The sequence below is a fragment of the Vibrio renipiscarius genome, assembly GCF_000827885.1.
GTDB lineage: Bacteria > Pseudomonadota > Gammaproteobacteria > Enterobacterales > Vibrionaceae > Vibrio > Vibrio renipiscarius.
Genome location: NZ_JTKH01000006.1, coordinates 540476 through 564854, shown reverse-complemented (window position 1 = coordinate 564854; position 24379 = coordinate 540476). Strand labels below are relative to the sequence as shown.

Genomic DNA, 24379 nt, shown 5'->3' with positions numbered 1-24379 from the left:
CATGCGCCTAATTCCGCTTTATGGCCTACTCGCCGCTGTCACGATGTTTCCAGCACACGCGACACCGTGGCAGTTTGATTGGGATTGGGCCATCTCAGGCCAAAATCACCAGCGACAAAACAGTGATTTTATCCAACCACGTTACGACTCAACATCGCATATCGATGGCTTGCTTGATGTACAGATCGGCTATGGACAATGGAGCGGTCTCTTTGCGCTATACAGCCAAGATATTTATCAAAGCCAACCGCAAGGCTGGTTTGAACATGTCGATAGCCAGTGGATTGTCCGTGAACTCGCATGGCAAGGGGATGTTGATATTGGCCAACACAATGTGGATTTAAGCCTTGGTAAAATTCGTCTCGATTATGGGGTGAGTTACGGTTACCGACCGCTGGACATGTTCAAACCTTATCGACAAAACCCGATTGGTTTAAGCGTGGAAGAAGGCGCAACCATCGCCACGGTTTCGCAATTTGATGCTCACGGGGAATGGAGCTTGCTCTACACCAACTCACATTGGAGTGACACCGATGTCGATGCGTTTGATGAGGCCAATCAACAACAAGGCGTTGGTCTACGTCGCTATGGTCAGATCAATCAACATGAATACCAGTTGATTGCCTATTATGATGATGTTCGCCATGGCGCACTTGGCGGCAGTTGGGTAAGCGTGATTGGTGATGCTTGGGAATTTCATAGTGAAGCATTGTGGCAACACAAGAGCATTGGCTATGCATGGCCGAACTCTCAGTATCAATCGGTGGAGATCAAAGAGCAAGGCAACGCATGGCAAGCGCTTGCGGGTTTTACTTACACCTCAATGGGCGGCCATAGCTTGATTGGAGAATATTGGTACGATAGTCGCGCATGGAGTCACAACGAGTGGCAACAAGCAAAAAGGCGAGCCAATACCTTGCAATCGAGCCCGCTAACTGCGCCAATAGCAATGTCTTACGCCCAAGGTTTGAACCATTACAACCTCACCCAGCATAGCCTCATGTTGCACTGGAGTTGGGATGCCGAAGCATGGTTACAATGGCAATCTAACACCCACTGGCATTGGCTCAGTGACATTACGCCGAAATTAGATCTGTTAATTGCGCCACAAGACGGCGGCGTCATCGCAACACAATGGCTGACTTATCAATGGATAGATACGGGTGAAGCATCCGTCGATTTGGAGTTCACTGCACGATTTCTAACGGGAAATTCGAATTCTGCTTACGCGCAAATCAACGATCACCGTACACTGGTGTTCACGATTAAAGGAAAGTTTTGATGACCCGTTCACGCGACACACTAAGCCCAAAATGGCGTAACTTTATTATCACGAGTCTCTTTTGCTTAATGGTCTCTATTGCCACCTACACCATCTGGGGCGGCAAAGCCTACGTGCATGTTCTGACCAGCTTGGGCTATGGCTACTCCGCATTGCTCACGTCCTTTTTTCTAAATAATTTATTTCCGACGCTGCATAATGGTATTGAAAGTGCTATTTCACTTACGTTTTCTGTCATTCTAGGTTCATTAAATGCTTGGTTTTGGTTGAATACTTACCTTGGTGCCAATCTCTCTGATCTGCTGCCCGTTGTCATGCTTGGCATCATCTTCTCTCTAATGTGTTTTTACTATTTCTACAATCGCGAACAAATGATGATTGCCGACAAACTATTAGAAGAAACGAAACGAAAACAAGTCGAGCAAGAAAAGGCGCTTATTCTCAGCCAGTTGATGCAAATGCAAAGCCAAATTGAGCCGCACTTTCTCTTCAATACTCTCGCCAATATCAGTGCTTTGATGAGCCAAGATGTCACCAAAGCGCGCATGATGCTCGACAAGTTAACTGAGCTACTGCGCACGACCTTGGCAAATTCACGTCTATCCGAAACGACCGTGGACAGTGAAATCCGCCAATTAAGTGCCTATTTGGCCATTCAAAAAATTCGTCTCGATGAGCGACTCAATTTCACTATCAACGTTGATGATCAACTGACTTACGCCTTGATCCCACCAATGCTCATTCAGCCACTGGTGGAAAACGCCATCAAACATGGCATTGAACCCAAAGCGGCTGGCGGCACGATTGATGTCTCGCTATCGCAACATCAACAACACCTTAAAATCCAAGTCAAAGACGACGGTGTCGGCTTGAATGAATTAACCGAAACCAAGGGAAACGGTGTCGGATTAAGTAACATTAAACAGCGCGTTAAAGGCCTATATGAGCAATTGGGGAGTGTGGTTGTCACTCAGCCTCAATGTGGTGGATTCTGTGTCACCATTTCTATCCCTATCACTCCTCTCTCAACCAATCAAAAGGCATTATTACCATGACCGCTATTACGGCCATCATCGCGGATGATGAACCTCTACTTCGCCATCATCTTGATCGTTGCCTTGCTGAAGTGTGGCCAGAGTTGGACATTGTGGCCGCTTGCGGTGATGGCCAGCAAGCACTAGAACAAATTATAACCCTGCAACCCGATGTGGTGTTTCTCGATATTCGTATGCCTGAACTCGATGGCATGGCAGTGGCCAAAGCACTTAATCAGCCTCGCCAGCACACACAACATCAACCGTTCATTGTCTTTGTTACCGCCTACGACGAATATGCCATCAAGGCCTTTGAGCATAACGCCGTTGATTATTTGCTCAAACCGCTCAATGAAGATCGCCTCGCCGCATGTTGTGAGAAGCTAAAACAGCGCCTTGAATCTATTCAGCATGTCGACAATAACCTCTCTGTCGCCAGCCAAACGCCGGACATCAGTCAGTTACTTGCACACATCAGCCAACTCACGCCAGCAAAGACACCGTACCTTAGGTGGCTTAAGGCCTCACGCGGTGAAGATATCCATCTCATTTCTGTAAATGATGTGCTCTATTTCAAAGCAGAAGAAAAATACGTTTCGATTTATACCGACGAGAATTGTGAATACCTCATTAGAACGCCAATAAAAGAGTTATTACCTCAACTTGATCCTGAAGAGTTTTGGAAGATTCATCGCTCTACCGTGGTCAGAGTGGCATCGATTGAAAAAGTGTCGAAAGACTTTACCGGACGAATGTTTATCACTGTTCAGCAGCACAAACTGCCCGTAAGCCGCGCCCAGCAAAGTTTATTTAAAGGCATGTAAAATCAAAGAGCCCCGGTTTAAGGGACTCTTTGATTAAACAACTCGATGTAATTTCATCAGCGATAACAATTCACGATAGTGGGCGCATATAAGCCAAAAATTTCTTCTCCGCATTTTTAAACACCCACAAAATAATGAACGTCAGCGCCATATAAAACAGCCCCGCCGTTAAGAACGATTCAAACGGTGCGTAGTAACGAGAGTTCACCAAGCGCGCCGCCCCCGTCAGGTCTAAGATAGTGACAATCCCCGCCACAGCACTGCCATGCAGCATAAAGATCACCTCATTACTGTAAGCAGGCAACGCACGACGTAAAGCACTTGGTAATATGATGCGGCGATACGTTTGAGACGGACTCATTCCATAAGCCTTCGCCGCTTCCACTTCCCCTTTTGGCAAGCCGTTAATCGCGCCGCGAATGATTTCTGCTGTATAAGCCGAAGTATTCAACACAAATGCCACCAAAGCACAAAACCAAGCATGCTCCCACAACGTATCTTTGACTGGGAAAAATTGGTCCATGCCGTAGTAGACTAAATAGAGTTGCACCAATAACGGGGTGCCTCGGAAAAAGTAAATAAACGCCCAACTGGGGGCCATCAGGAAATAATTGCCGCTGTTACGTGCAATTGCCAAAGGTATCGCAACACTTAAACCCAGAATTAGGGCCAACCCCACCAACCAAGTCGTCGTCCACAACCCTTCAAAGTAAATTGGCAAGCTTTCAATAATCAGAGAAAAATCCATTTTCTACCTCGCATGAATACTAAACTTGCGCTCAACCAGCTTGAGTAAGCCTGTCGATACACTGGTAAAAAAGAGAAATATAACGGCCACGGCCATATAAAAGGTAAACGGCATTTTGGTTGAGCCCGCCGCTAAGGTGCTCACTCGCACCATATCTTCAAGGCCAATGATCGACACTAATGCAGTGGTTTTGAGCAAAACGAGCCAGTTGTTACCAAAACCAGGCAACGCATGGCGCACCATTTGTGGAAACAAAATACGGCGAAACGCTAACGTTGAGCTCATCCCGTAAGCTTTGGCCGCTTCCAGTTCTCCTTTATCCACGGCCATAATCGCACCACGGAAGGTCTCTGCCATATAAGCGCCAAAGATAAATCCAATCGTCAACACACCAGCAACAAAGGGGCTGACATCAATATAGTCAGGTAAATAAGCTGTCCACTCATGGTTTGGGTTACTTGAGGTGAACCACTCGTTGAGCCATTCATTGATCGAATACAAACTGTTGTTGAGCAATATTTGCCCACCAAAAAAGATAAGCATCATCAGCACAAGGTCAGGAATGCCGCGGATAATCGTGGTGTAAAGTGTGGCAATCGCGCGAGCGGAACGGTACGGCGCTAATTTAGCTAATGCCCCTATCATGCCCAAGGTCATTGCCAGCAACAGTGATAAGAGTGCGACTTGTATGGTAAGCAAGGCCCCATTTAAGATGGAGGTTTCATATCCTTGAAGATCCAGCATAGGTAAATTCCTGCCCCTGAACTTAAAACCGACCGTTAGCGCATTCTCTGAACAAGCCAACGGTCGTTGATACCAGCCTCAAGAGGTCGATGATGTTCACCGCCCGACAACATAGACTGGCCGGTCTACTGATTACTTACCGTAGACATCATAGTTGAAGTACTTGGCTGCAATTTCTTGGTAGATACCTTTCTCACGCAAAGAAAGAATCGCGGCATCTAATTTTTCCGTCAGGTCTTTATCTCTTTTACGTACAGCAATACCAAAACCTTCGCCGAACCATTGTGGGTCAGTCAATGAAGGGCCCACAAACTCGTAATCCTCACCACCTTTAGCATTCAATACGCCTTCTTCAAGCGCTGACGCGTCGCCGAGTACAGCAGCAATACGGCCATTGGCTAAATCAAGGTAGGCTTCATCAAATGAACCGTAACGGACAATTTCAACGTCTTCATAGTTATCGGTTAGGTACTTGTCATGTGTGGTTGCGCGTTGTACGCCAATTTTAACGCCAGCTAGGTTATCAAAGTTCAAACCTGCGTCTTTCTTCGCGATAAAGTTGTTTGGAATAAGAGCGTATTTGCCCGTGAAATCGATTTTCTTTTTACGTTCTTCCGTAATCGACATTGCCGCGATTATCGCATCGTATTTACGCGCTAACAGTGATGGAATAATGCCGTCCCAATCTTGCGGTACAATTTTACACTTCACTTCCATTTCGGTGCACAGCGCATTGGCCATGTCGACATCAAAGCCTTTCAGTGAACCATCGGCTTCCGTCCAACTAAATGGAGGGTAAGCACCTTCAATACCAAAACGAACGGTTTTCCATTCTTTCGCTTGGGCCATACCTGTCAACGTTGTCGCTGCCAGTGCTGCGACGACTAACCACTTTTTCATATCCATACTCCTGTGATTGTTTTTACTTTTTAATGTTGTATTGCTTTTATCGAGTGCCTTATCTCGTTCATTTCGGTCTTTATCGTTTCTAAAATAGCCTCGCTAAACTGAGCGACGCATCACCGCCCAACGATAGAAGTGACGTCATCACCTCTAACTAGAGCGATTAATAAATAGAAGAGATAAACTGTTGAAGGCGTTCTGATTCTGGATTGGTAAATAAGTTGTCTGGATTCCCCTGCTCTTCCACTAATCCTTGATGTAAAAACATCACGTGATTGGAAACATCACGCGCAAATGCCATTTCATGCGTCACGACCAACATCGTTCGGCCTTCTTCGGCCAGATCACGCATCACGCCAAGGACTTCACCAACCAATTCAGGATCAAGCGCAGACGTTGGTTCATCAAATAGCATGACTTCTGGATCAACTGCCAACGCACGAGCGATTGCGGCACGCTGTTGCTGGCCGCCGGAAAGATGGCCCGGATAATAGTCTTTGCGTTCGTATAACCCGACTTTCTTTAGTATCAACTCCGCATTTTCTATTGCTTGTGCTTTTGATACACCTAATACATGTATTGGCGCTTCGATGACGTTTTCAAGCACCGTCATGTGTGACCAGAGATTAAAGCCTTGGAAAACCATCGCTAAACGAGAACGAATACGCTGAACTTGCTTATTATTCGCTGGAACCGCCTCTCCTAAACGGCCGTTTTTCATTTCGATCAATTCACCATTGACCCAAATTTCACCGGCAGTGGGAGTTTCAAGAAGGTTAATACAGCGAAGAAAGGTACTTTTTCCAGAACCAGAGGAACCAATGATAGAAATCACATCACCTTTATGCGCCTCTAAAGAAATACCTTTTAATACTTGATTTTTACCGAACGTTTTGTGCAGATTTTTGATATTAAGCGCGGATACATCACTCATGCGCCATTACTCCCTGTACTTAATTCAACCGATCAGAAAAAGACATCGATCCGTTTATGGGCTCCTCCCAAACTGGTTTCAAGTTAGCATCAAGATTAAAATTACGCAACAAATTATTAACCTGAAAAATACCAATATATAGTCAACAAATATGATTAAACATTCACTTGTTAGTTGATTGACCTTCTTTTTGCGCATTAAAAGCATCATTAACCGACCTACCACCCCACAAAGACCATTAACAAATTACCTTCATTCATCACCTCAATCATGAAAGTCGACACGCATTCAACACAAAAATAAAACAAATGTGCGACGTCTAGTAATAGTTACATTCTGAAATGTTTTTTCAGCACGACTCCCTCAATGAATCAAACTTTAACCATTCTGCGTAATTTTGTTTCACATTCTTTCATAAAGTGATCTAAATCAATCAATCAGCATTATTAGCACGCTAAACTCCCGAGAGATAAGCTCTAAACACGCTGTTTTTATCTGGATTGTGCCTTGCCTAAAAGCACGTAGACTTCGTGCCACACAAGCGGTATAAGGACCACTATCAGTGACGCTTATCGTTGCTATGCAGTCGTTTAGACAATAATTAAAGACAAGCGACTTTAAAAAATCATTCACTTTTTAAATTTAAATATGAGGAATCTATGTCAGACGCTGTCAATAAGCCGCATTCTGATTCGGATATCGAGAACAAGAGCTACCAAGAGCTGCACCGTCCAGCATCGGAGTTCGAAACCCGTTCAGATTACCTAGATCACGAACTACAAATTATGAAGCCTCGCCGCTTCGCTCTAAACCTTCCTGGTCGTGATTTTCGTTTCGAATTAGAAGACCTAGTTCCAGCACTTGCTGGCACTATCGGCATCATCGCAATGTACTCTGCGGTAATGATGTCTTGGGCAGAAGGCTTATCAGCCGCTTGGGATCACGTAAATCTTGGTAAAGAATTTGCGATTGAAGTTGCTCGTGTTGAAATGCTTATTCCAGCATTCCTATTCTGTGTTCTTGCCTCAGGTTTTATCAACCCTAAGGCGAACCTAGCAGGCAACCACGGCCCAATGATTCCTCTTATCGGTACGATCGCTCTTGCCGGTGCACACCCTCTAGCATTGGCTATTTTGATTGGTATCTTTGGTCTAATCTTAAGCTTCCTGAAAGGCGGCTCTAAGTTAGTCAATTTGACCTCTGAAGGCACCGCTGGCGGCTTGCTGATCTTCTTGGGCCTAACCGGTACCATGAGCCAAATCACCTCGATCCAGGAATGGGCCGTTGGTTTGCAGTCTTCAACCGTTGAAGCTGGCAGCATGGGTTACGTCGGTCTGATTGTTCTTGCTGTGACTATCGCACTTTACGCATTACTTGCAAAAGTAAACAAGCGTTGGTTAGCGATTCCAGTGTGTGCGGCAACTGGTCTAATCATTGCGCTTATCCTTGGCGCTGGTTTTGACATCAAGTTTGTAACCGAAACGGGTCTTCCTAACCTAAACCCAGTTTACTGGTGGGGTAGCACTGAAGAAGGTTGGATGCTTGGTCTACCAAACATGCAGCACTTCATCGCATCACTGCCGTTTGCTATCCTTGCTGTTGCAATGTGGTCACCAGACTTCCTTGGTCACCGTATCTTCCAAGAACTGAACTACCCTCGTCGTACTGAAAAAGTACTGATGGATGTAGATGATACAATGACCATGTGTTCTATCCGCCAAATGGTTGGTACTGCAGTTGGTGGTGGTAACATCACTTCATCTTGGGGTACTTACATGATCCCAGCTGCGATCGCGAAACGCCCTATCCCTGGCGGCGCAATCTTGCTAGGTCTATTGGTTATGATCATCGCGATCCTTGGTTTCCCAATGGATATCGCAGTATGGCCACCAGTAATGCGTGTTGCTCTATTAGTAGGTGTATCTCTACCTCTACTTGAAGCGGGTATGCAGATGGTTAAAGACTCTAAAGACTCACAAGCGGCAGGTATCTGTATCTTTGGTTCTGCAGTAGTGAACCCTGTTCTAGCTTGGGCACTAACCATGCTTCTAGATAACAACGGTCTAATCGGTGACAAAGAGCGTGCTGCTCGTCTGTCATTCGTTGATAAGATTGTTATCCCTGTTGGTGTACTTGTAATCTGTTTGGTTGCAATGCTGGCAGTTGGTATGCTTGAAGATCAATACGGTCTTAAGGCATTCCTATAATTTTTAAGCTATAACTGTGGGGGGCTGACATTTGAGCCCCCCTTTTTATAAACTTTTTTTAGGATTTGTTGATTTAGTTTAAGGTTTCAAAATTTTTTTAGTGTAACCTTGAAAATGAACTGGTAAGATTCCACATAAAGAGTAGTGACAATTTCTATAGGTTTGTGATCGATTTTAAAATCGAATCGGTAAAGGCTATACATATTGTTATTAATTAGAGTGTACTGTTCCCGACTCTCGGGATAGCTGGCTCAACGGCGAAACCAGTACGTGTTTTTTCTACTAAAAAGGTAGGTATGTCATGGCAGAGCAATTTGCTAAAGCTTGGGAAGGTTTTGCTGCAGGTGAGTGGCAAAGCGAAGTAAACGTTCGTGATTTCATCCAGAAGAACTACGCTCCATATGAAGGCGACGAATCTTTCCTAGTTACTGAAGGTACTGAAGCAACTAACGTGCTTTGGGCAAAAGTAATGGAAGGTATCAAAATCGAGAACGCAACTAAAGCGCCTCTTGATTTCGATACTGACGTTATTTCTACCATCACTGCTCACGATGCAGGCTACATCGAAAAAGATCTAGAAACTATCGTAGGTCTACAAACTGAGAAACCACTTAAGCGTGCAATCATCCCTAACGGTGGTGTACGTATGGTTGAAGGTTCTTGCAAAGCATACGGTGAAACTCTTGACCCTATGATTTCAAAAATCTACTCAGAGTACCGTAAAACGCACAACGCTGGCGTTTTCGATATCTACACTCCTGATATCCTTGCATGTCGTAAGTCTGGTGTTCTGACTGGTCTTCCTGATGCTTACGGCCGTGGTCGTATCATCGGTGACTACCGTCGTGTTGCACTTTACGGTATCAACTTCCTAATGAAAGATAAGCTAGCTCAATTTACGTCTCTACAAGAGCGTTTTGAGAATGGCGAAGATCTAGCAGCAACTATGCAACTTCGTGAAGAAATTGCAGAGCAACACCGCGCTCTAGGTCAAATCAAAGTTATGGCTGCTAAATACGGCTACGACATCTCTGAGCCAGCACAAACTGCTCAAGAAGCTATCCAGTGGACTTACTTCGGCTACCTAGCTGCAGTTAAATCACAAAACGGTGCTGCAATGTCTCTAGGTCGTACTTCGACTTTCCTAGACATCTTCATCCAACGTGATATCGAAGCGGGTAAGATCGACGAAGTTCAAGCTCAAGAAATGATCGACCACTTCGTAATGAAGCTACGTATGGTTCGTTTCCTACGTACTCCTGAATACGATGAGTTGTTCTCTGGTGACCCAATCTGGGCTACTGAGTCAATGGGTGGTATGGGTATCGACGGTCGTACACTAGTTACACGTACTAACTTCCGTTTCCTAAACAGCCTATACACTATGGGTCCTTCTCCAGAGCCAAACATCACTGTACTTTGGTCTGAGCAGCTACCTGACGGCTTCAAACGTTTCTGTGCAAAAGTATCTATCGATACTTCTTCTATCCAGTACGAAAACGATGATCTAATGCGTCCTGACCTACAATCTGACGACTACGCAATCGCTTGTTGTGTATCTCCAATGATCGTTGGTAAGCAAATGCAGTTCTTCGGCGCGCGTGCTAACCTTGCGAAAACAATGCTTTACGCAATCAACGGCGGCGTAGATGAAAAACTGAAACTTCAAGTTGGTCCTGTTTCAGACAAGATCACTGACGAAGTTCTAAACTACGATGACGTAATGGGTCGTCTAGACACATTCATGGATTGGCTAGCTAAGCAATACGTGACTGCGCTAAACAGCATCCACTACAGCCACGACAAATACAGCTACGAAGCGTCTCTAATGGCTCTTCATGACCGTGACGTTCGTCGTACTATGGCATGTGGTATCGCAGGTCTATCTGTTGCAGCTGACTCACTATCTGCAATCAAATACGCAACTGTTAAACCAGTTCGTGACGAAGATGGCATTGCAATCGACTTCACTATCGAAGGCGATTACCCTAAATTTGGTAACAATGACTCACGCGTTGATGACATCGCATGTGAACTTGTTTCTACGTTTATGGGCAAAATCCGTAAACTTAAGATGTACCGTGATGCAATCCCAACTCAGTCTATCCTTACTATCACTTCAAACGTTGTGTACGGTAAGAAAACGGGTAACACTCCAGACGGTCGTCGTGCTGGCGCTCCTTTCGCTCCTGGTGCAAACCCAATGCACGGTCGCGATGAGAAAGGTGCTGTAGCATCACTAACATCTGTAGGTAAACTACCGTTTGCTGACGCTCAAGATGGTATCTCTTACACATTCTCTATCGTGCCAAACGCACTAGGTAAAGAAGAAGAGAACCAACGCGCTAACCTTGCTGGTCTAATGGATGGTTACTTCCACCACGAAGCTGGCATCGAAGGTGGTCAACACCTAAACGTGAACGTTCTTAACCGCTCTACTCTAGAAGACGCAGTTAAGCACCCTGAGAAATACCCTCAGCTAACAATCCGTGTATCTGGTTACGCTGTACGCTTTAACTCTCTAACTACAGAGCAACAAGCTGACGTAATCGCACGTACTTTCACTGAGTCTCTATAATTCTCGGCTGAATGATTGATTGATGAAACCCCGCTCTTGCGGGGTTTTTTTTCGCTTGTTATTTGAATCGCCAATCACCAAGTCCCTTCCCATCACTCGTGCCAATCGCAAACAATAGAGTTAGGATTCAGCGCACACTCTAAGTCTTAATTACCTGCTTCCTCCTCCCTTTGTAGTAAAGTGAATTCCTGTTTTATTTCATAGAGAATGCGCCCAGATTCATTTTGGCCAGTGTTCTAAAATGAAAATATCCACACTTTATAAGAAGCGATTGAATGAAAGCACTGCGTTATTTGCCTCTCTCATCCCTGCTAGCTGTACTGGTTTTTTCACCGGTTTACGCAGCATCGGATCGCGCTACATTGTCTTTTGCTATCGACAATGATGGCATCTTTGGTGTGGATCAAGACTATACCAATGGTTTATTCCTCTCTTATACCTCAGCATCGGTGCAACCTAACGCACTGACGGCCCCGTTCAGCTTGTCGTATTGGGGGATATCCTCACTGGATAAATACGAGATTACGCTCGGCCACAAAATGTATACTCCGACGGATATTGAAGCCGCGGAACCTCTACCCAACAATCGTCCCTATGCGGGTTTTCTGCATTCTGAATTCAACTATATCAGTCTTCATTCCCAACAGGCTCAGCGTGTAAATTTGACTATTGGCACCACGGGGGAAAACTCCTTAGCCGACAAAGCACAAGACCTCGTACATGGCATTACAGGTTCAGATGACCCGCAAGGTTGGCACTACCAAGTTGATAATCAATTCATCGTCAATATTGGCTATCTGGCGCATTTTAATTGGTATCGCCAGCCAACAGGTCGCGACCATGAATTTGAAATTTCGAATATCTCGGAAGTAAATGCAGGCAACTTCCGCAGCGATATCTCTACCGGTGTGATGTTCCGCTGGGGAACGGATCTCGGCGCGAATATGGGGGCGGCGAATATTGATAATGAGAATCCATTTAGACCTGGGATGATCGGCTCATCAAACTCCGGATGGTTCCTCTATGGTGGGATTGAAGCGCGCTATCGATTTAACGATATAACCATTGAAGGTGACCGTTCGGGGCTACCTGAACCGAATATCTATGATGTTGCCCTCAAGCACAATCAAGCCACCGCGGTCATTGGTGTCTCTTGGTATAACAACGCTTATGGGCTCAGTCTTGCTACGGCGGTCAAAACTGCAGACTATGAAGAAGCCCCAGATGATATTTACGGCACTGGTAGTCTCACTCTGTTTACTTTCTTTTAATCGCCACCCTATAGCAGACTGATTGAACACTTAGCCGCGCCCATCTAGACTTTATTGAGGCGCGCTAGGTGGGGCGTTCACTCAAAACCACAATCCCTTCCCCTCGTGATTTATTTGTCGTCTCCTCCGGTAAAGCCTATTTTCAACGGCGTTTTTGTAATAAAATAACAGGCAAATAACTTATAAGAGATGAGCTCATGTCAACAATCGGTCGTATTCATTCATTTGAATCGTGTGGCACAGTCGATGGCCCTGGAATTCGCTTTATTGTCTTCCTTCAAGGCTGTTTAATGCGTTGTATGTATTGCCATAACCGCGATACATGGGACACCCACGATGGAAAAGAAGTGACGGTTGAAGAGATCATCAACGAAGCAAAAAGCTACCGCCACTTTATGAAAGCGTCAGGTGGTGGCATTACGTGTTCTGGTGGTGAAGCGATGCTTCAGCCTGAATTCGTGCGTGACTTATTCACAGCCGCTCAAGCTGAAGGCATTCATACTTGTCTCGATACCAACGGCTACATCCGTAAGCATACGGATGTGATTGATGAAGTCCTTGAAGTGTCTGATCTTGTCATGCTCGATCTAAAACACATGAAAGATGAAATTCACCAAGACTTCATTGGCGTGTCAAACCGTCGCGTTTTAGACTTTGCTCGCTACTTACATAAGATTGGCCAAAAAACGTGGATCCGTTACGTTGTTGTTCCAGGTTACACTGACGAAGACGAAGCTGCGCACATGCTAGGCGAATTCATTAAAGATATGGACAACATCGAGAAAATCGAACTGTTGCCATACCACAAGCTAGGCGCCCATAAATGGGAAGCGCTAGGCTTTGACTACCCTCTTGAAGGTGTGAACCCGCCATCAAAAGAGACGATGGATAACATCCAATCCATCCTAGGTCAGTACCACTCAAACGTGAAATACTAATTGGTTTCAAGTTGATTAAAAAAGGGCGCTCCCATTCGGAAGCGCCCTTTTTGTTATGACTGAAAAAGCCTTGTCTATGGCTTAATCACCACGTCTTGATAGCTAAATGAACCGCTATCCAAAGCCTGTTTTGTTTCTGATTTGGCATCAAAATTAAGCGTATTCAAATCCACTCGACGAATGGTGCTATCGTGCATTGTTTTATAGAACAATAATCCATTGCTTTGGTCGATAACAGATGTCCATTGCGTCGCACTCGGCAAATCTGGAATATGAGATTTGTCATTGAATTCGCTTCCCAGCGGGATATCAAAATTGTTCAAAATATGGAACGCTTGTGACACGGCTTGTTGGCCCGTTTTCATTTCCGGAGCGCTGTTCACATAGAAAGCGGCACGTACGAATCGTGAAGGTGGTGAGATATCACCAGGTAAACCGACAAATGCAGACCCAACGCCAAAGGATTGAGCTTCCACATCATTAATCTTTTGGCTCGGGCTAGAGCCTGGATGCAGATTGATGTAGTTATTGAGATTCGTGACATGCCACGGGTAATCAGGTGAGTTAGTGAGCACTTGAGCCGTGTTTTTATGGATGTTGATTTTACCGTGGTCCATAATTTCGATCACGACACTGTTGCCTTGTTTGTCAGATAAGCGCCAATGTGCCGTCGGTGATGGGTTGCCCTGCTGATCAAAATACACCGTCACAATCTTAATTTTCTTTAACGCACTCTCTACTTCTTCAACGGTTTCAAACTGGCTCAGCATCCAACGAACAAAATCCATGTCGGTAATATTGTTACCGGTGTCTTGCGGGTCATACGTGGCTAAAGAGCCGTAATTACGGAAATAAAATAGACCAGCACTCAGGCCTTTTTCATTGACCCCTTCTGCAATAAATTTATCGTCACTGACTGAAATACCGGCAAAACCATACTTACTTACCCATGTCAGGCCTTGTTTTTGATCGGGCATCGTCGCGGTATAACGATAGTCACGCGGCGACACAATAAGCTTACTGTTAAGATCATTCTGCCCCCATTCGATCGTTCGCGCCTGAATGTAATCATCGTTGGTCGTGGAAAGCGAAATACCCGTACATGCGTTGGCTGTGTAGCTAAAACAGGTTGCAAAAAATAGCGCCAATATCGATTTTTTCATAATTCAATCACACTCGATTTTTCAGTTTAAAGGCTGCTCGAAGACCATCTCGAACTTCCCTATAAAATTACACCTATCTGGCCGAATAAACAAAGTTACGCGGCACATTTTGTTCATTGAAAACTTGGCAGGCCGAACGATCCCTTCACTTACTGACATATACGAACAAATACACAAATATTAATGTAAAAAGTTTTCATTTTTGCCAATAAACCTGTGTTGAGATCATGTTTCATCTCACAACAAAAGGCTAACCTAAGCACAAGAAAGATGTATTAGAACTACGAGGCCACTTAATGGAAATGACAAACGCTCAACGTTTGATCCTATCGAACCAATACTACTTAATGTCACAAATGGATCCAGAAAATGCACCTAAATACAAACGTTTACAAACAATTGTAGAACGTGGCTATGTGATGCAAATGCGTGAATTAAATAAAGATTTTGGTTGCATTGAAGAAGATGAATGTCGCGAGATTACGGACATTATGGAAATGTACCATGCGATGCAAGAGTCCAACAATATGCTGGAAGAGCATGAACGCAAAGAAGTCGATCAGCGTCGTTTACAGTTCCTTGGCTTTGATTGTGGTTCTGAGTGTAAATTGGTGCATTACGTTCGCTTCTTGGTTGAATCTGAAGGCCTTTACCCGCAATTTGAAAAAGGTGAGCACCACTTCAACGCACAAATGCCAATGCTTGAAAAGTACCGCCGTATGTTAGCAACATGGCGTAAATGCCCACGCCAATACCATCTATGCGCGAATGAGTTAAAGCAAATTTTCAATGCCTAACAGGCAGACCGTAAATCGACTTTAACAAAAGGGTTGCCGTGCAACCCTTTTTAAATCCTCACAAAAACCCGCTATTAAACACCCTCGCTCAATTGCCGCCTTAGCGATCATCAATCCAATAAGTGTACGATTGCTTATTCCGCCTTGGTATTGCAGTGCAACACCCATCACTTTTTCATTCAATCATCGACTCCTTAACCTCGGTCTCAACGCTAAAAAATCCAAATAAATCCATATTTTTTAAGCAAAAGTAGAAATCCACACTAGGCTTAATTATTGAGGGATTAGTTATTTATTAGCGAGTTGTTTGTCAGTTAGACAGGTTCAAAGGGGAAATCATTATGAGCATTTTTGACCATTTCCAAGCGCGCTATGAAGCGTCTAAGGATGAGGAGCTATCTTTACAAGATTTCTTAGCGTTGTGTAAAGATGATAAGAGCGCGTACGCCAACGCAGCGGAACGATTACTCATCGCCATTGGTGAGCCAGAAGTAATCGATACAGCGCTCGATCCACATCTCAGTAGAATATTTTCAAACCGCGTTATTTCACGCTATGAAACATTCAAAGACTTTTATGGCATGGAAGACGCGATAGAACAAATCGTTTCTTACCTTAAACATGCCGCTCAGGGATTGGAAGAACGTAAACAAATTCTCTATCTCCTAGGGCCTGTGGGTGGTGGTAAATCTTCCATCGCTGAAAAACTCAAAGCACTCATGCAGCAAATGCCTATTTATGTACTCTCTGCTGATGGTGAACGTAGTCCAGTCAATGACCACCCTTTCTGCCTGTTTGATGTTGCAGAAGATGGGGATTTACTGAAGCAAGAATACGGCATTGAAAAGCGTTACCTACGCTCAATCATGTCTCCTTGGGCCGCAAAACGATTGCATGACTTTGGCGGTGACATTACCAAATTCAAGGTTGTGAAAGTTCGTCCTTCTATCCTTGATCAGTTAGCGATTGCGAAGACCGAACCGGGTGATGAAAACAACCAAGATATTTCCTCTTTGGTTGGTAAAGTCGATATCCGTATGCTTGAGCATTACTCGCAAGACGACCCAGATGCATACAGCTACTCTGGTGCGCTGTGTAAAGCAAACCAAGGGGTCATGGAGTTTGTAGAGATGTTTAAAGCGCCTCTCAAAGTCTTACACCCATTGCTAACAGCAACCCAGGAAGGTAACTACAACGGGACAGAAGGCCTGTCTGCCCTACCGTTTGATGGCATGATTCTCGCCCACTCGAATGAATCTGAGTGGCAGACATTCCGTAACAACAAAAACAACGAAGCATTCTTAGACCGTGTGTACATCGTAAAAGTACCTTACTGCTTGCGTGTGTCTGAAGAAGTCAAAATTTACCAGAAGCTACTCGACCACTCCGAGTTGTCTAAAGCGCCGTGCTCGCCAAGTACACTCGAGCTGCTTTCACAATTCAGTATCTTGTCGCGCCTAAAAGAGCCAGAGAACTCTTCCGTGTTCTCGAAGATGCGCGTCTATGATGGCGAAACGCTTAAAGACACCGATCCAAAAGCCAAAAGCTACCAAGAATACCGTGATTATGCGGGTGTAGATGAAGGCATGTCAGGTCTATCAACCCGTTTCGCGTTCAAGATTTTGTCACGCGTCTTCAACTTCGATCAAGCCGAAGTGGCAGCAAACCCGGTGCACTTGTTCTATGTCATCGAGCAGCAGATCGAACGTGAGCAATTCCCGCAAGAAGTCGCGGAAAAATATCTTGAGTTCTTGAAGGGCTACCTAGTACCGCGCTACGTAGAATTTATCGGCAAAGAAATCCAAACCGCGTACTTAGAATCCTATTCAGAGTACGGACAGAACATCTTTGACCGCTATGTCATGTACGCTGATTTCTGGATTCAAGACCAAGAATATCGTGATCCAGAAACAGGCCAATTGTTCGACCGCTCTGCACTCAATAATGAACTTGAAAAAATTGAGAAAACCGCAGGGATCAGTAATCCGAAAGATTTCCGAAATGAAATCGTCAATTTCGTCTTACGTGCTCGTGCGAATAATAACGGCTCTAACCCTGTTTGGACGAGCTACGAGAAGCTACGCACCGTTATCGAGAAGAAAATGTTCTCGAATACGGAAGAGTTGCTGCCTGTTATCTCATTCAACAGTAAAACCTCTTCTGAAGATCAGAAGAAGCATGACGACTTCGTCGCTCGTATGATGGAAAAAGGCTACACCGAGAAACAAGTACGCCTACTCTCTGAATGGTATCTCCGCGTACGTAAATCCTCTTAATTGAGGTTGGAAGGACATTCACCACCGTTGGCGGACATTCCCGCCAACGTGTGGACTGATACGATTGCTTAAAAGAGGTGACTCATGGCGCAATTTATCGATAGACGACTCAACGGAAAGAATAAAAGTGCGGTCAATAGACAGCGTTTTATTCGTCGTCATAAAGAAAAAATCAAGGAATCGGTTGCTGACGCGGTGAATCGTCGATCCATCACCAATACCGACACCGGCGAAGATGTTGCGATTCCACATAAAGACATTAACGAACCTGTTTTCCACCAAGGCCAAGGCGGGCTGAAAGAGCGCGTGCATCCGGGTAACGACCAATTCATTAAAGGCGATAAAGTCGATCGCCCTAAAGGCGGTCAAGGTGGCGGAGCCGGCGAAGGAGAGGCAAGTCAAGATGGCGAAGGCCAAGATGAATTTGTGTTCCAAATCTCCAAAGATGAATATCTTGATATTCTTTTCGAAGATCTTGCCTTACCCAATTTAGACAAGACGCAAGTTAATAAAATCACAGAATGGAAGACGCATCGTTCGGGTTATCAAACCGCGGGTGTGCCAGCCAATATCGCGATCGTAAAATCACTGCAGCAGTCTCTCGCACGCCGTACTGCGATGACGGCCGGTAAGCGACGCATGATGAGCGAGCTCGAAGAAGAGCTGACTCGAATTCAAAATCAAGAACCCGCGCTGCTGATGGAAGAGCGCCGTTTAAAAGAAGAAATCCAAGCACTAAGAAAGAAAATTGAAAGCGTACCCTTTATCGATACGTTTGATTTACGCTTTAAAAATTACGAACGCCGCCCTATTCCATCAAGCCAAGCCGTTATGTTTTGTATCATGGACGTCTCCGGCTCAATGGACCAGGCCACCAAAGACATCGCAAAACGCTTTTATGTACTGTTGTACCTGTTTTTAACTCGCACTTACGAAAATGTAGAAGTGGTCTTTATACGCCACCACACACAAGCAAAAGAAGTCGATGAGCACGAGTTTTTCTATTCACAAGAAACGGGCGGAACCATTGTCTCTAGTGCATTGCGTTTAATGAACGAAATCATTGCCGACCGATTCCCGGTTGGTCAATGGAACATCTACGCAGCACAAGCCTCTGATGGCGATAACTGGGCAGACGATTCACCTCGTTGCAAAGAGCTCATGCAAGAAGCCTTACTGCCAAAATGTCAGTATTACTCTTACATCGAGATCACCCGTCGTTCTCACCAAACACTATGGCATGAATATGAAAAACTCGATGGCGCATTTGGTAATTTCGCGATGAAGAACATCCGTAGCGTTGAAGATATATTCCCTGTCTTTAGGGAACTATTTCAAAAAGAAAATGCTTAGGGAGGCACCATGACAACAACGACAAAGCAGCCGACTAAGAAAAACAGCAAACTACTGCCTGACGGACCAGATTGGACTTTTAACCTTCTTGAGCGTTATCACGTAGAGATTAAGCGGGTCGCAGAGCATTACCGCCTGGATACTTATCCCAATCAAATTGAAGTCATTACGTCTGAACAAATGATGGATGCCTACTCAAGTATCGGTATGCCAATCAATTATAATCATTGGTCGTTTGGTAAGAAGTTTATTCAGACAGAGCAAGGCTATAAGCACGGTCAAATGGGGCTTGCCTACGAGATCGTCATCAATTCAAATCCATGTATTGCTTATCTGATGGAAGAAAACACCGTCACGATGCAAGCACTGGTTATGGCGCATGCTTGTTACGGGCATAACTCATTTTTTAAAGGTAATTATCTGTTCCAAACCTGGACCGATGCCGGGTCGATTATTGATTACCTGCTATTTGCTAAAAAATACATCGCCGAATGTGAAGAAAAATATGGGGTCACCGAAGTCGAAGACCTTCTGGATTCGTGTCACGCATTGATGAACTATGGTGTGGATCGTTATAAGCGCCCAGAAAAAATATCGATTGCGGAGGAGACTTCACGCCAAGAAGAGCGCGAAGCGTATTTGCAATCGCAAGTGAATGACCTTTGGCGCACCGTACCAAAGTCAACACACAAAGAAGAAGACAGTAAGGTTCGTTTCCCGTCTGAACCTCAAGAAAACATTCTGTATTTCATAGAAAAACACGCGCCATTATTAGAACCTTGGCAACGTGAAATCGTCCGTATTGTCCGTAAGGTCAGCCAATACTTTTACCCACAAAAACAAACACAAGTGATGAATGAAGGCTGGGCAACCTTTTGGCATTACACCATTTTGAACCACATGTACGATGAGGGTGTGGTATCAGAGCGCTTTATCCTAGAGTTCTTACACAGCCACACCAGCGTCGTGGCTCAACCGGCCTATAACAGTCCTTACTTCAGCGGTATCAACCCGTATGCGCTTGGGTTTGCTATGTTCCGCGATATTCGTCGAATTTGTGAAGAGCCGACCGATGAGGACAAAGAGTGGTTCCCGGATTTAGCAGGCAGTGACTGGTTAGATGCGGTGCACTTTGCGATGCACAATTTCAAAGATGAGAGCTTCATTAGCCAGTACTTATCACCGAAGTTAATTCGTGACTTTAAACTCTTTTCGATCGTCGACGATGATCGTAAAAATTATATTGAGATTAGTAATATTCACGATGATAGCGGCTATCGAGCTATCCGAGAAAAACTCGCGGCTCAATATAACCTGAGTAATCTAGAGCCGAATATTCAAGTGTTCAATGTGGATGTACGCGGTGATCGTTCCATGACACTGCAATATGTGCCACATGATCGCGTTCCCCTTCACGACAGCGCGAATGAAGTGCTAAAGCATCTTTATCGTCTGTGGGGGTTTGATGTCATTCTAGAGGAGCTGAAAGAGACTGGTCGAAGAGAAATCATTGGTTCTTGCCCACAGCGCAGTAACTATGATTCAAGTATCTAACATGGCTTAACGGCGTAACTCGCAAAAAAGGGGCTCAAGCGAGCCCCTTTTGTCTTTTTGGACCTGATTAACGATCGTTAGCGATTCGCGACAATTTGGCGAACAGCTTCAAGATCTTCTGGCGTATCCACGCCCGCCGCTGGCGCTTCTTTCGCAACCGCAACGTGAATTTTTTCACCATACCAAAGCACGCGCAGTTGCTCTAGACATTCAATTTTTTCGAGAGCGCTTGGTTCCCAATTGATGTAGGTATTAATGAAACCAGCGCGATACGCATAGATACCGATGTGGCGCAGCAAAGGCTGAGCAATGGTTTTATTCGCAAAGTTATCACGATCCCAAGGGATAGACGCACGACTAAAATACATCGCATAGCCATCTTTATCCGTCAGAACTTTAACCGCATTTGGGTTAAAGACTTCTGCTTCATCGCTAATTTCAACAGCAAGGGTCGACATTGGGGCATGGCTATTCGCCAAATTTTCTGCCACCTGAGCAATGATTGATGGCGGGATTAGCGGTTCATCACCTTGAACGTTCACGATGATATGATCATCAGCGATATTCATCAGCTTAACCACTTCCGCTAAACGCTCTGTACCCGACTCATGATTCGGTGATGTCATGCAAACTTGAGCGCCAAACGCTTTTGCTACCTGCTCCACTCGTTCATCATCAGTCGCAATAATCACTTGATCTGCGCCCGCTTGCTTAGCTTGTTCATATACCCATTGGATCATCGGCTTACCACCGATGTCTGCTAAAGGTTTCCCTGGCAGACGGGTAGATTGATAACGCGCAGGGATAACAACCGTAAATGACATTATCGACCCTCGTCCATGCTTATAGAGCGCGCTTCTGGCTCTAATAACATAGGGATACCATCTTTAATTGGGTAAGCAAGGCGATCAGCTTTACAAATCAACTCTTGTTTATCTTTATCATAAGTCAGTTTGCTTTTGCACACAGGGCACGCAACGATTTCAAGCAGACGGTGATCCATACTGTTCCTTAATTTGGTTAATTCGTTCTAAAATGCGTTGTTCATCATGTTGAGAAAACATCGCAGAAACCGGTAAATACCACCAGTTATCTTGCGCATCTTCGGCACATTTTACCGCATCCTTTTCAGTCATTATAAGATGTGCACCACGAGAGGCCAGTTCTAGCAGCTGTGATGTTTGGAAATTTTGATGATCCGCAAACCCTTGGCAAACATGAAGATCTGCGCCTAATTTTTCAAGCGTGTGGAAAAACCTTGGTGGGTGGCCAATGCCTGCCATCGCGACCAAGCGCTTAAGTTGGCCAACAGGAACACGCTCACCCGTCTTCATATTCACGGCTAAGTTTGGAGCAAGCGTCATCGCCGCTTCGCCAGATTCAGCTTGACCACCATTAGTAATGATAAAGTCCACCTCATCCAAACGTTCAACACGTTCACGCAGTGGGCCTAATGGCAGCAACTGTTGGTTGCCAAAACGTCGTTTACCATCCACCACTGCAAACTCAATGTCTCGCGCCAGCGCATAGTGCTGTAAACCATCATCGGTAATGATGATATCAACCCCCAGCGGCAGCAGTGCTTTGACGGCATTTGAGCGGACAGGATCGACGGCAACAGGGGCTTGAGTGCGTTTGAAAATCAACTTGGGTTCATCGCCACAATGCGCAGTCGACGTTTGCGCGCCAACTATGAGCGGATAGCTCGGCGCTTTTGCACCATAGCCGCGAGACACGACTCCCGGTGTATATCCGAGCGCTTGCAGTTTTTCCACCAGCCAAATCACCATGGGTGTTTTGCCGTTACCACCCGCGGTAATGTTCCCGACGATAATCACAGGAACGGGTGAGCGATAAGCCTCTTTTTTGCCCGCTTGGTAGGCATCACGACGTGAGCGGCTGATCAGACCAAAAAGTTGACTCAGCGGCCACAAAAGTGGCCACAGTAAATACTTAATGGGATGATTCTCAAACCAAAGCTTTTCAATCACAGCTTAACCACCAAATTGAATACGATGCAGTTGTGAATAAGCGCCATCTTGCAGAGCAATAAGCTCTTGATGACTGCCTCGCTCAACAATCTCACCTTCATCAACCACCAAAATTTGGTCGGCTTTTTCGATGGTTGACAAGCGGTGTGCAATCACCAATACCGTTTTGTCTTTTTGAAGTTCATCCAGCGCGGCTTGAATCGCTTTTTCAGATTCAGTATCCAGCGCAGAAGTCGCCTCATCAAGAATCAGTACCGGCGCATCACGCAGCAACGCACGAGCAATCGCAATACGCTGACGTTGACCACCAGACAAACTCGCACCGTTTTCACCGATAACGGTGTCTAGGCCATCGGGCATCTTATCGATGAAATCCATCGCATGAGCGAGACGCGCTGCATGCTCAATTTGCTCACGTGTGTACTTCTCTGTGGCCGCATAAGCGATGTTATTCGCGATGGTATCGTTGAAAAGGTGTACGTTCTGAGAAACCAATGCAAAGTGGCTACGAAGATTCTTAAGCGTGTAATCACGTACGTCATGGTTATCGAGCGAGATTGAACCTGAATCCACGTCGTAGAAACGGTTAAACAAGCTCGCAATCGTACTTTTACCCGAACCAGAACGGCCAACAAGTGCGACAGTTTTGCCTTGAGGGATGGTAAATGACACATTAGACAGTGCAGGCTTTTCTTTGTCAGCATAAGTGAATGTTACGTCTTTAACCGCAACGTCACCCTGTACATTTTTCGTTTCAAACTTACCGTTATCTTGCTCTGTATCCAGATCGATCAGCGCAAACAAGGTTTGGCTTGCCGCCATACCGCGTTGGAAATCAGAAGTCACGTTAGTCAACGCTTTCAAAGGACGCATTAGACCGAACATCGCCGAAAACACCACGGTAAACGTACCTGGAGTTAACGTGTCACGAATCGAATCAACACTCGCCAAGAAAAGTACGGTCACTAGGGCAACCGATGCAATCAGCTGAATCACAGGGTTCGCGACCGCTTGCGCCGAAACCAATTTCATCGACTGTTGACGCATTCTGTTGCTCACAACATCAAAGCGTTCACGCTCCACTTCTTGGCCGCCGTAGCTCAATACCACTTTGTGGCCTTTCAGCATTTGCTCAGCAGAAGATGTCACATGACCCATGGTGTCTTGCATGTTTTTAGACACTTTTCTAAAGCGCTTAGACACGAAGCCAATCGCCCAAGCAACCACTGGCGCCACCACGATAAGAACCAGGGAAAGCTCCCAACTGTTCCAAAACATCAGTGTCAATAAACCGATAATGCTAGCGCCTTCGCGAACAATGCTCACTAACGCACGGCTCGTTGCACCCGCTACCTGTTCAGAATCGTATGTAATACGAGACAGTAGACCGCCCGTTGACTCTTTATCAAAATAGGAAACCGGCATATGCATAAACTGGCTAAAGATGGAACGACGCATTTCCATCACCACGTTGCCAGACACCCAGCTCAAGCAGTACGTCGAAACGAATCCACTCAAACCGCGGATAATCATCATGCCGAAGATAATGAAAGGTAATATTTTAAGGAAATCAGATTCTGCATTACCAAAACCTTCATCAAGAAGAGGCTTAAGCAGCGATACCATATAGGTATCAGCAATGGCGTTAATGATGAGGGCAATCACTGCGGCCGTTAAACCTAATTTGTATAAGCGGATATACGCCCACAAACGCTGGAAGGTTTGCCAAGTTGTTTCATCTTTATCTAGAGACATAGAATTGCTTTATTCTTTTTACAATAA

Annotated in this window: 21 protein-coding genes; 11 read left to right on the top strand and 10 right to left on the bottom strand. The window is 45.2% G+C overall.

Annotation, left to right across the window (positions count from 1 at the left end):
- Position 1: 1 nt before the first annotated feature.
- From OJ16_RS05745 to OJ16_RS05735, 3 genes are read left to right on the top strand one after another with little or no spacing between them, the layout of a single operon-like run.
- On the top strand, positions 2–1282 hold the full coding sequence (locus OJ16_RS05745; protein ID WP_040988281.1) for a hypothetical protein: 1281 nt from the start codon (positions 2–4) through the stop codon (positions 1280–1282).
- Positions 1282–2337 (top strand): sensor histidine kinase, encoded by a 1056-nt coding sequence (locus tag OJ16_RS05740; protein WP_040988279.1) that lies wholly within the window; start codon positions 1282–1284, stop codon positions 2335–2337. Before OJ16_RS05745 ends, OJ16_RS05740 begins: the two co-directional genes overlap by 1 nt.
- Positions 2334–3140, top strand: coding sequence for a LytR/AlgR family response regulator transcription factor (locus OJ16_RS05735; protein ID WP_040988277.1), 807 nt, complete (start codon positions 2334–2336; stop codon positions 3138–3140). Before OJ16_RS05740 ends, OJ16_RS05735 begins: the two co-directional genes overlap by 4 nt.
- A gap of 70 nt (positions 3141–3210) precedes the next feature.
- On the opposite strand, the gene OJ16_RS05730 is transcribed toward OJ16_RS05735, so the two are convergent.
- The 4 genes from OJ16_RS05730 to OJ16_RS05715 form a co-directional block, all read right to left on the bottom strand.
- Positions 3211–3888 (bottom strand): ABC transporter permease, encoded by a 678-nt coding sequence (locus tag OJ16_RS05730; protein ID WP_040988275.1) that lies wholly within the window; start codon positions 3886–3888, stop codon positions 3211–3213.
- Positions 3889–3891: 3 nt separating this feature from the next.
- Entirely contained in the window at positions 3892–4632 is a 741-nt protein-coding gene (locus tag OJ16_RS05725) for an ABC transporter permease (RefSeq protein ID WP_040988273.1), read from the bottom strand.
- A 132-nt stretch (positions 4633–4764) separates the two neighbouring features.
- A complete protein-coding gene (locus OJ16_RS05720; RefSeq protein ID WP_040988271.1) occupies positions 4765–5532 on the bottom strand; it encodes an ABC transporter substrate-binding protein in 768 nt (255 codons plus the stop codon).
- Between the two features lie 166 nt (positions 5533–5698).
- Positions 5699–6469: an ABC transporter ATP-binding protein gene (locus tag OJ16_RS05715; RefSeq protein WP_040988269.1), complete on the bottom strand. Its 771-nt coding sequence runs from the start codon at positions 6467–6469 to the stop codon at positions 5699–5701.
- Positions 6470–7128: 659 nt separating this feature from the next.
- Between OJ16_RS05715 and OJ16_RS05710 the strand changes: the two genes are divergently transcribed.
- The 4 genes from OJ16_RS05710 (at position 7129) to pflA (ending at position 13463) form a co-directional block, all read left to right on the top strand.
- A complete protein-coding gene (locus OJ16_RS05710; protein WP_040988267.1) occupies positions 7129–8676 on the top strand; it encodes a DUF3360 family protein in 1548 nt (515 codons plus the stop codon).
- Between the two features lie 301 nt (positions 8677–8977).
- Complete coding sequence (gene pflB / locus OJ16_RS05705; RefSeq protein WP_040988265.1) at positions 8978–11254, top strand: formate C-acetyltransferase; 2277 nt, start codon at positions 8978–8980, stop codon at positions 11252–11254.
- A 275-nt stretch (positions 11255–11529) separates the two neighbouring features.
- A complete protein-coding gene (locus OJ16_RS05700; RefSeq protein WP_040988263.1) occupies positions 11530–12525 on the top strand; it encodes a lipid A deacylase LpxR family protein in 996 nt (331 codons plus the stop codon).
- Between the two features lie 197 nt (positions 12526–12722).
- Complete coding sequence (gene pflA / locus OJ16_RS05695; protein ID WP_040988261.1) at positions 12723–13463, top strand: pyruvate formate lyase 1-activating protein; 741 nt, start codon at positions 12723–12725, stop codon at positions 13461–13463.
- 74 nt (positions 13464–13537) lie between these two features.
- Here the strand turns inward: pflA and OJ16_RS05690 are convergent, their stop codons facing one another.
- The gene (locus tag OJ16_RS05690) at positions 13538–14626 is read right to left on the bottom strand and encodes a linear amide C-N hydrolase (protein ID WP_040988259.1); all 1089 of its coding nucleotides are present in this window, start codon (positions 14624–14626) and stop codon (positions 13538–13540) included.
- Positions 14627–14922: 296 nt separating this feature from the next.
- Between OJ16_RS05690 and OJ16_RS05685 the strand changes: the two genes are divergently transcribed.
- Positions 14923–15423 carry a YfbU family protein gene (locus OJ16_RS05685; protein WP_040988258.1) on the top strand — a complete coding sequence of 167 codons (501 nt, stop codon included), beginning with the start codon at positions 14923–14925 and terminating at the stop codon, positions 15421–15423.
- Between the two features lie 21 nt (positions 15424–15444).
- Here OJ16_RS05685 and OJ16_RS20040 read toward each other — a convergent pair whose 3' ends face one another.
- Entirely contained in the window at positions 15445–15606 is a 162-nt protein-coding gene (locus OJ16_RS20040) for a hypothetical protein (RefSeq protein ID WP_160289862.1), read from the bottom strand.
- Between the two features lie 158 nt (positions 15607–15764).
- Between OJ16_RS20040 and OJ16_RS05680 the strand changes: the two genes are divergently transcribed.
- From OJ16_RS05680 to OJ16_RS05670, 3 genes are all read left to right on the top strand, one after another.
- Positions 15765–17699 carry a PrkA family serine protein kinase gene (locus OJ16_RS05680; protein ID WP_040988256.1) on the top strand — a complete coding sequence of 645 codons (1935 nt, stop codon included), beginning with the start codon at positions 15765–15767 and terminating at the stop codon, positions 17697–17699.
- An 84-nt stretch (positions 17700–17783) separates the two neighbouring features.
- The gene (locus OJ16_RS05675) at positions 17784–19052 is read left to right on the top strand and encodes a YeaH/YhbH family protein (protein WP_040988254.1); all 1269 of its coding nucleotides are present in this window, start codon (positions 17784–17786) and stop codon (positions 19050–19052) included.
- Between the two features lie 9 nt (positions 19053–19061).
- Positions 19062–20606 (top strand): SpoVR family protein, encoded by a 1545-nt coding sequence (locus tag OJ16_RS05670; protein ID WP_040988252.1) that lies wholly within the window; start codon positions 19062–19064, stop codon positions 20604–20606.
- A gap of 77 nt (positions 20607–20683) precedes the next feature.
- On the opposite strand, the gene kdsB is transcribed toward OJ16_RS05670, so the two are convergent.
- The 4 genes from kdsB to msbA are packed head-to-tail and all read right to left on the bottom strand — an operon-like array spanning position 20684 to position 24352.
- Positions 20684–21430 carry a 3-deoxy-manno-octulosonate cytidylyltransferase gene (gene kdsB, locus OJ16_RS05665; protein WP_040988249.1) on the bottom strand — a complete coding sequence of 249 codons (747 nt, stop codon included), beginning with the start codon at positions 21428–21430 and terminating at the stop codon, positions 20684–20686.
- Positions 21430–21609: a Trm112 family protein gene (locus OJ16_RS05660; protein WP_040988248.1), complete on the bottom strand. Its 180-nt coding sequence runs from the start codon at positions 21607–21609 to the stop codon at positions 21430–21432. The genes kdsB and OJ16_RS05660 overlap by 1 nt, the downstream gene beginning before the upstream one ends.
- Positions 21590–22597 carry a tetraacyldisaccharide 4'-kinase gene (gene lpxK, locus OJ16_RS05655; RefSeq protein ID WP_040988246.1) on the bottom strand — a complete coding sequence of 336 codons (1008 nt, stop codon included), beginning with the start codon at positions 22595–22597 and terminating at the stop codon, positions 21590–21592. Before lpxK ends, OJ16_RS05660 begins: the two co-directional genes overlap by 20 nt.
- Before the next feature lie 3 nt (positions 22598–22600).
- The gene (gene msbA, locus OJ16_RS05650) at positions 22601–24352 is read right to left on the bottom strand and encodes a lipid A ABC transporter ATP-binding protein/permease MsbA (protein ID WP_040988244.1); all 1752 of its coding nucleotides are present in this window, start codon (positions 24350–24352) and stop codon (positions 22601–22603) included.
- Positions 24353–24379 lie beyond the last annotated feature (27 nt).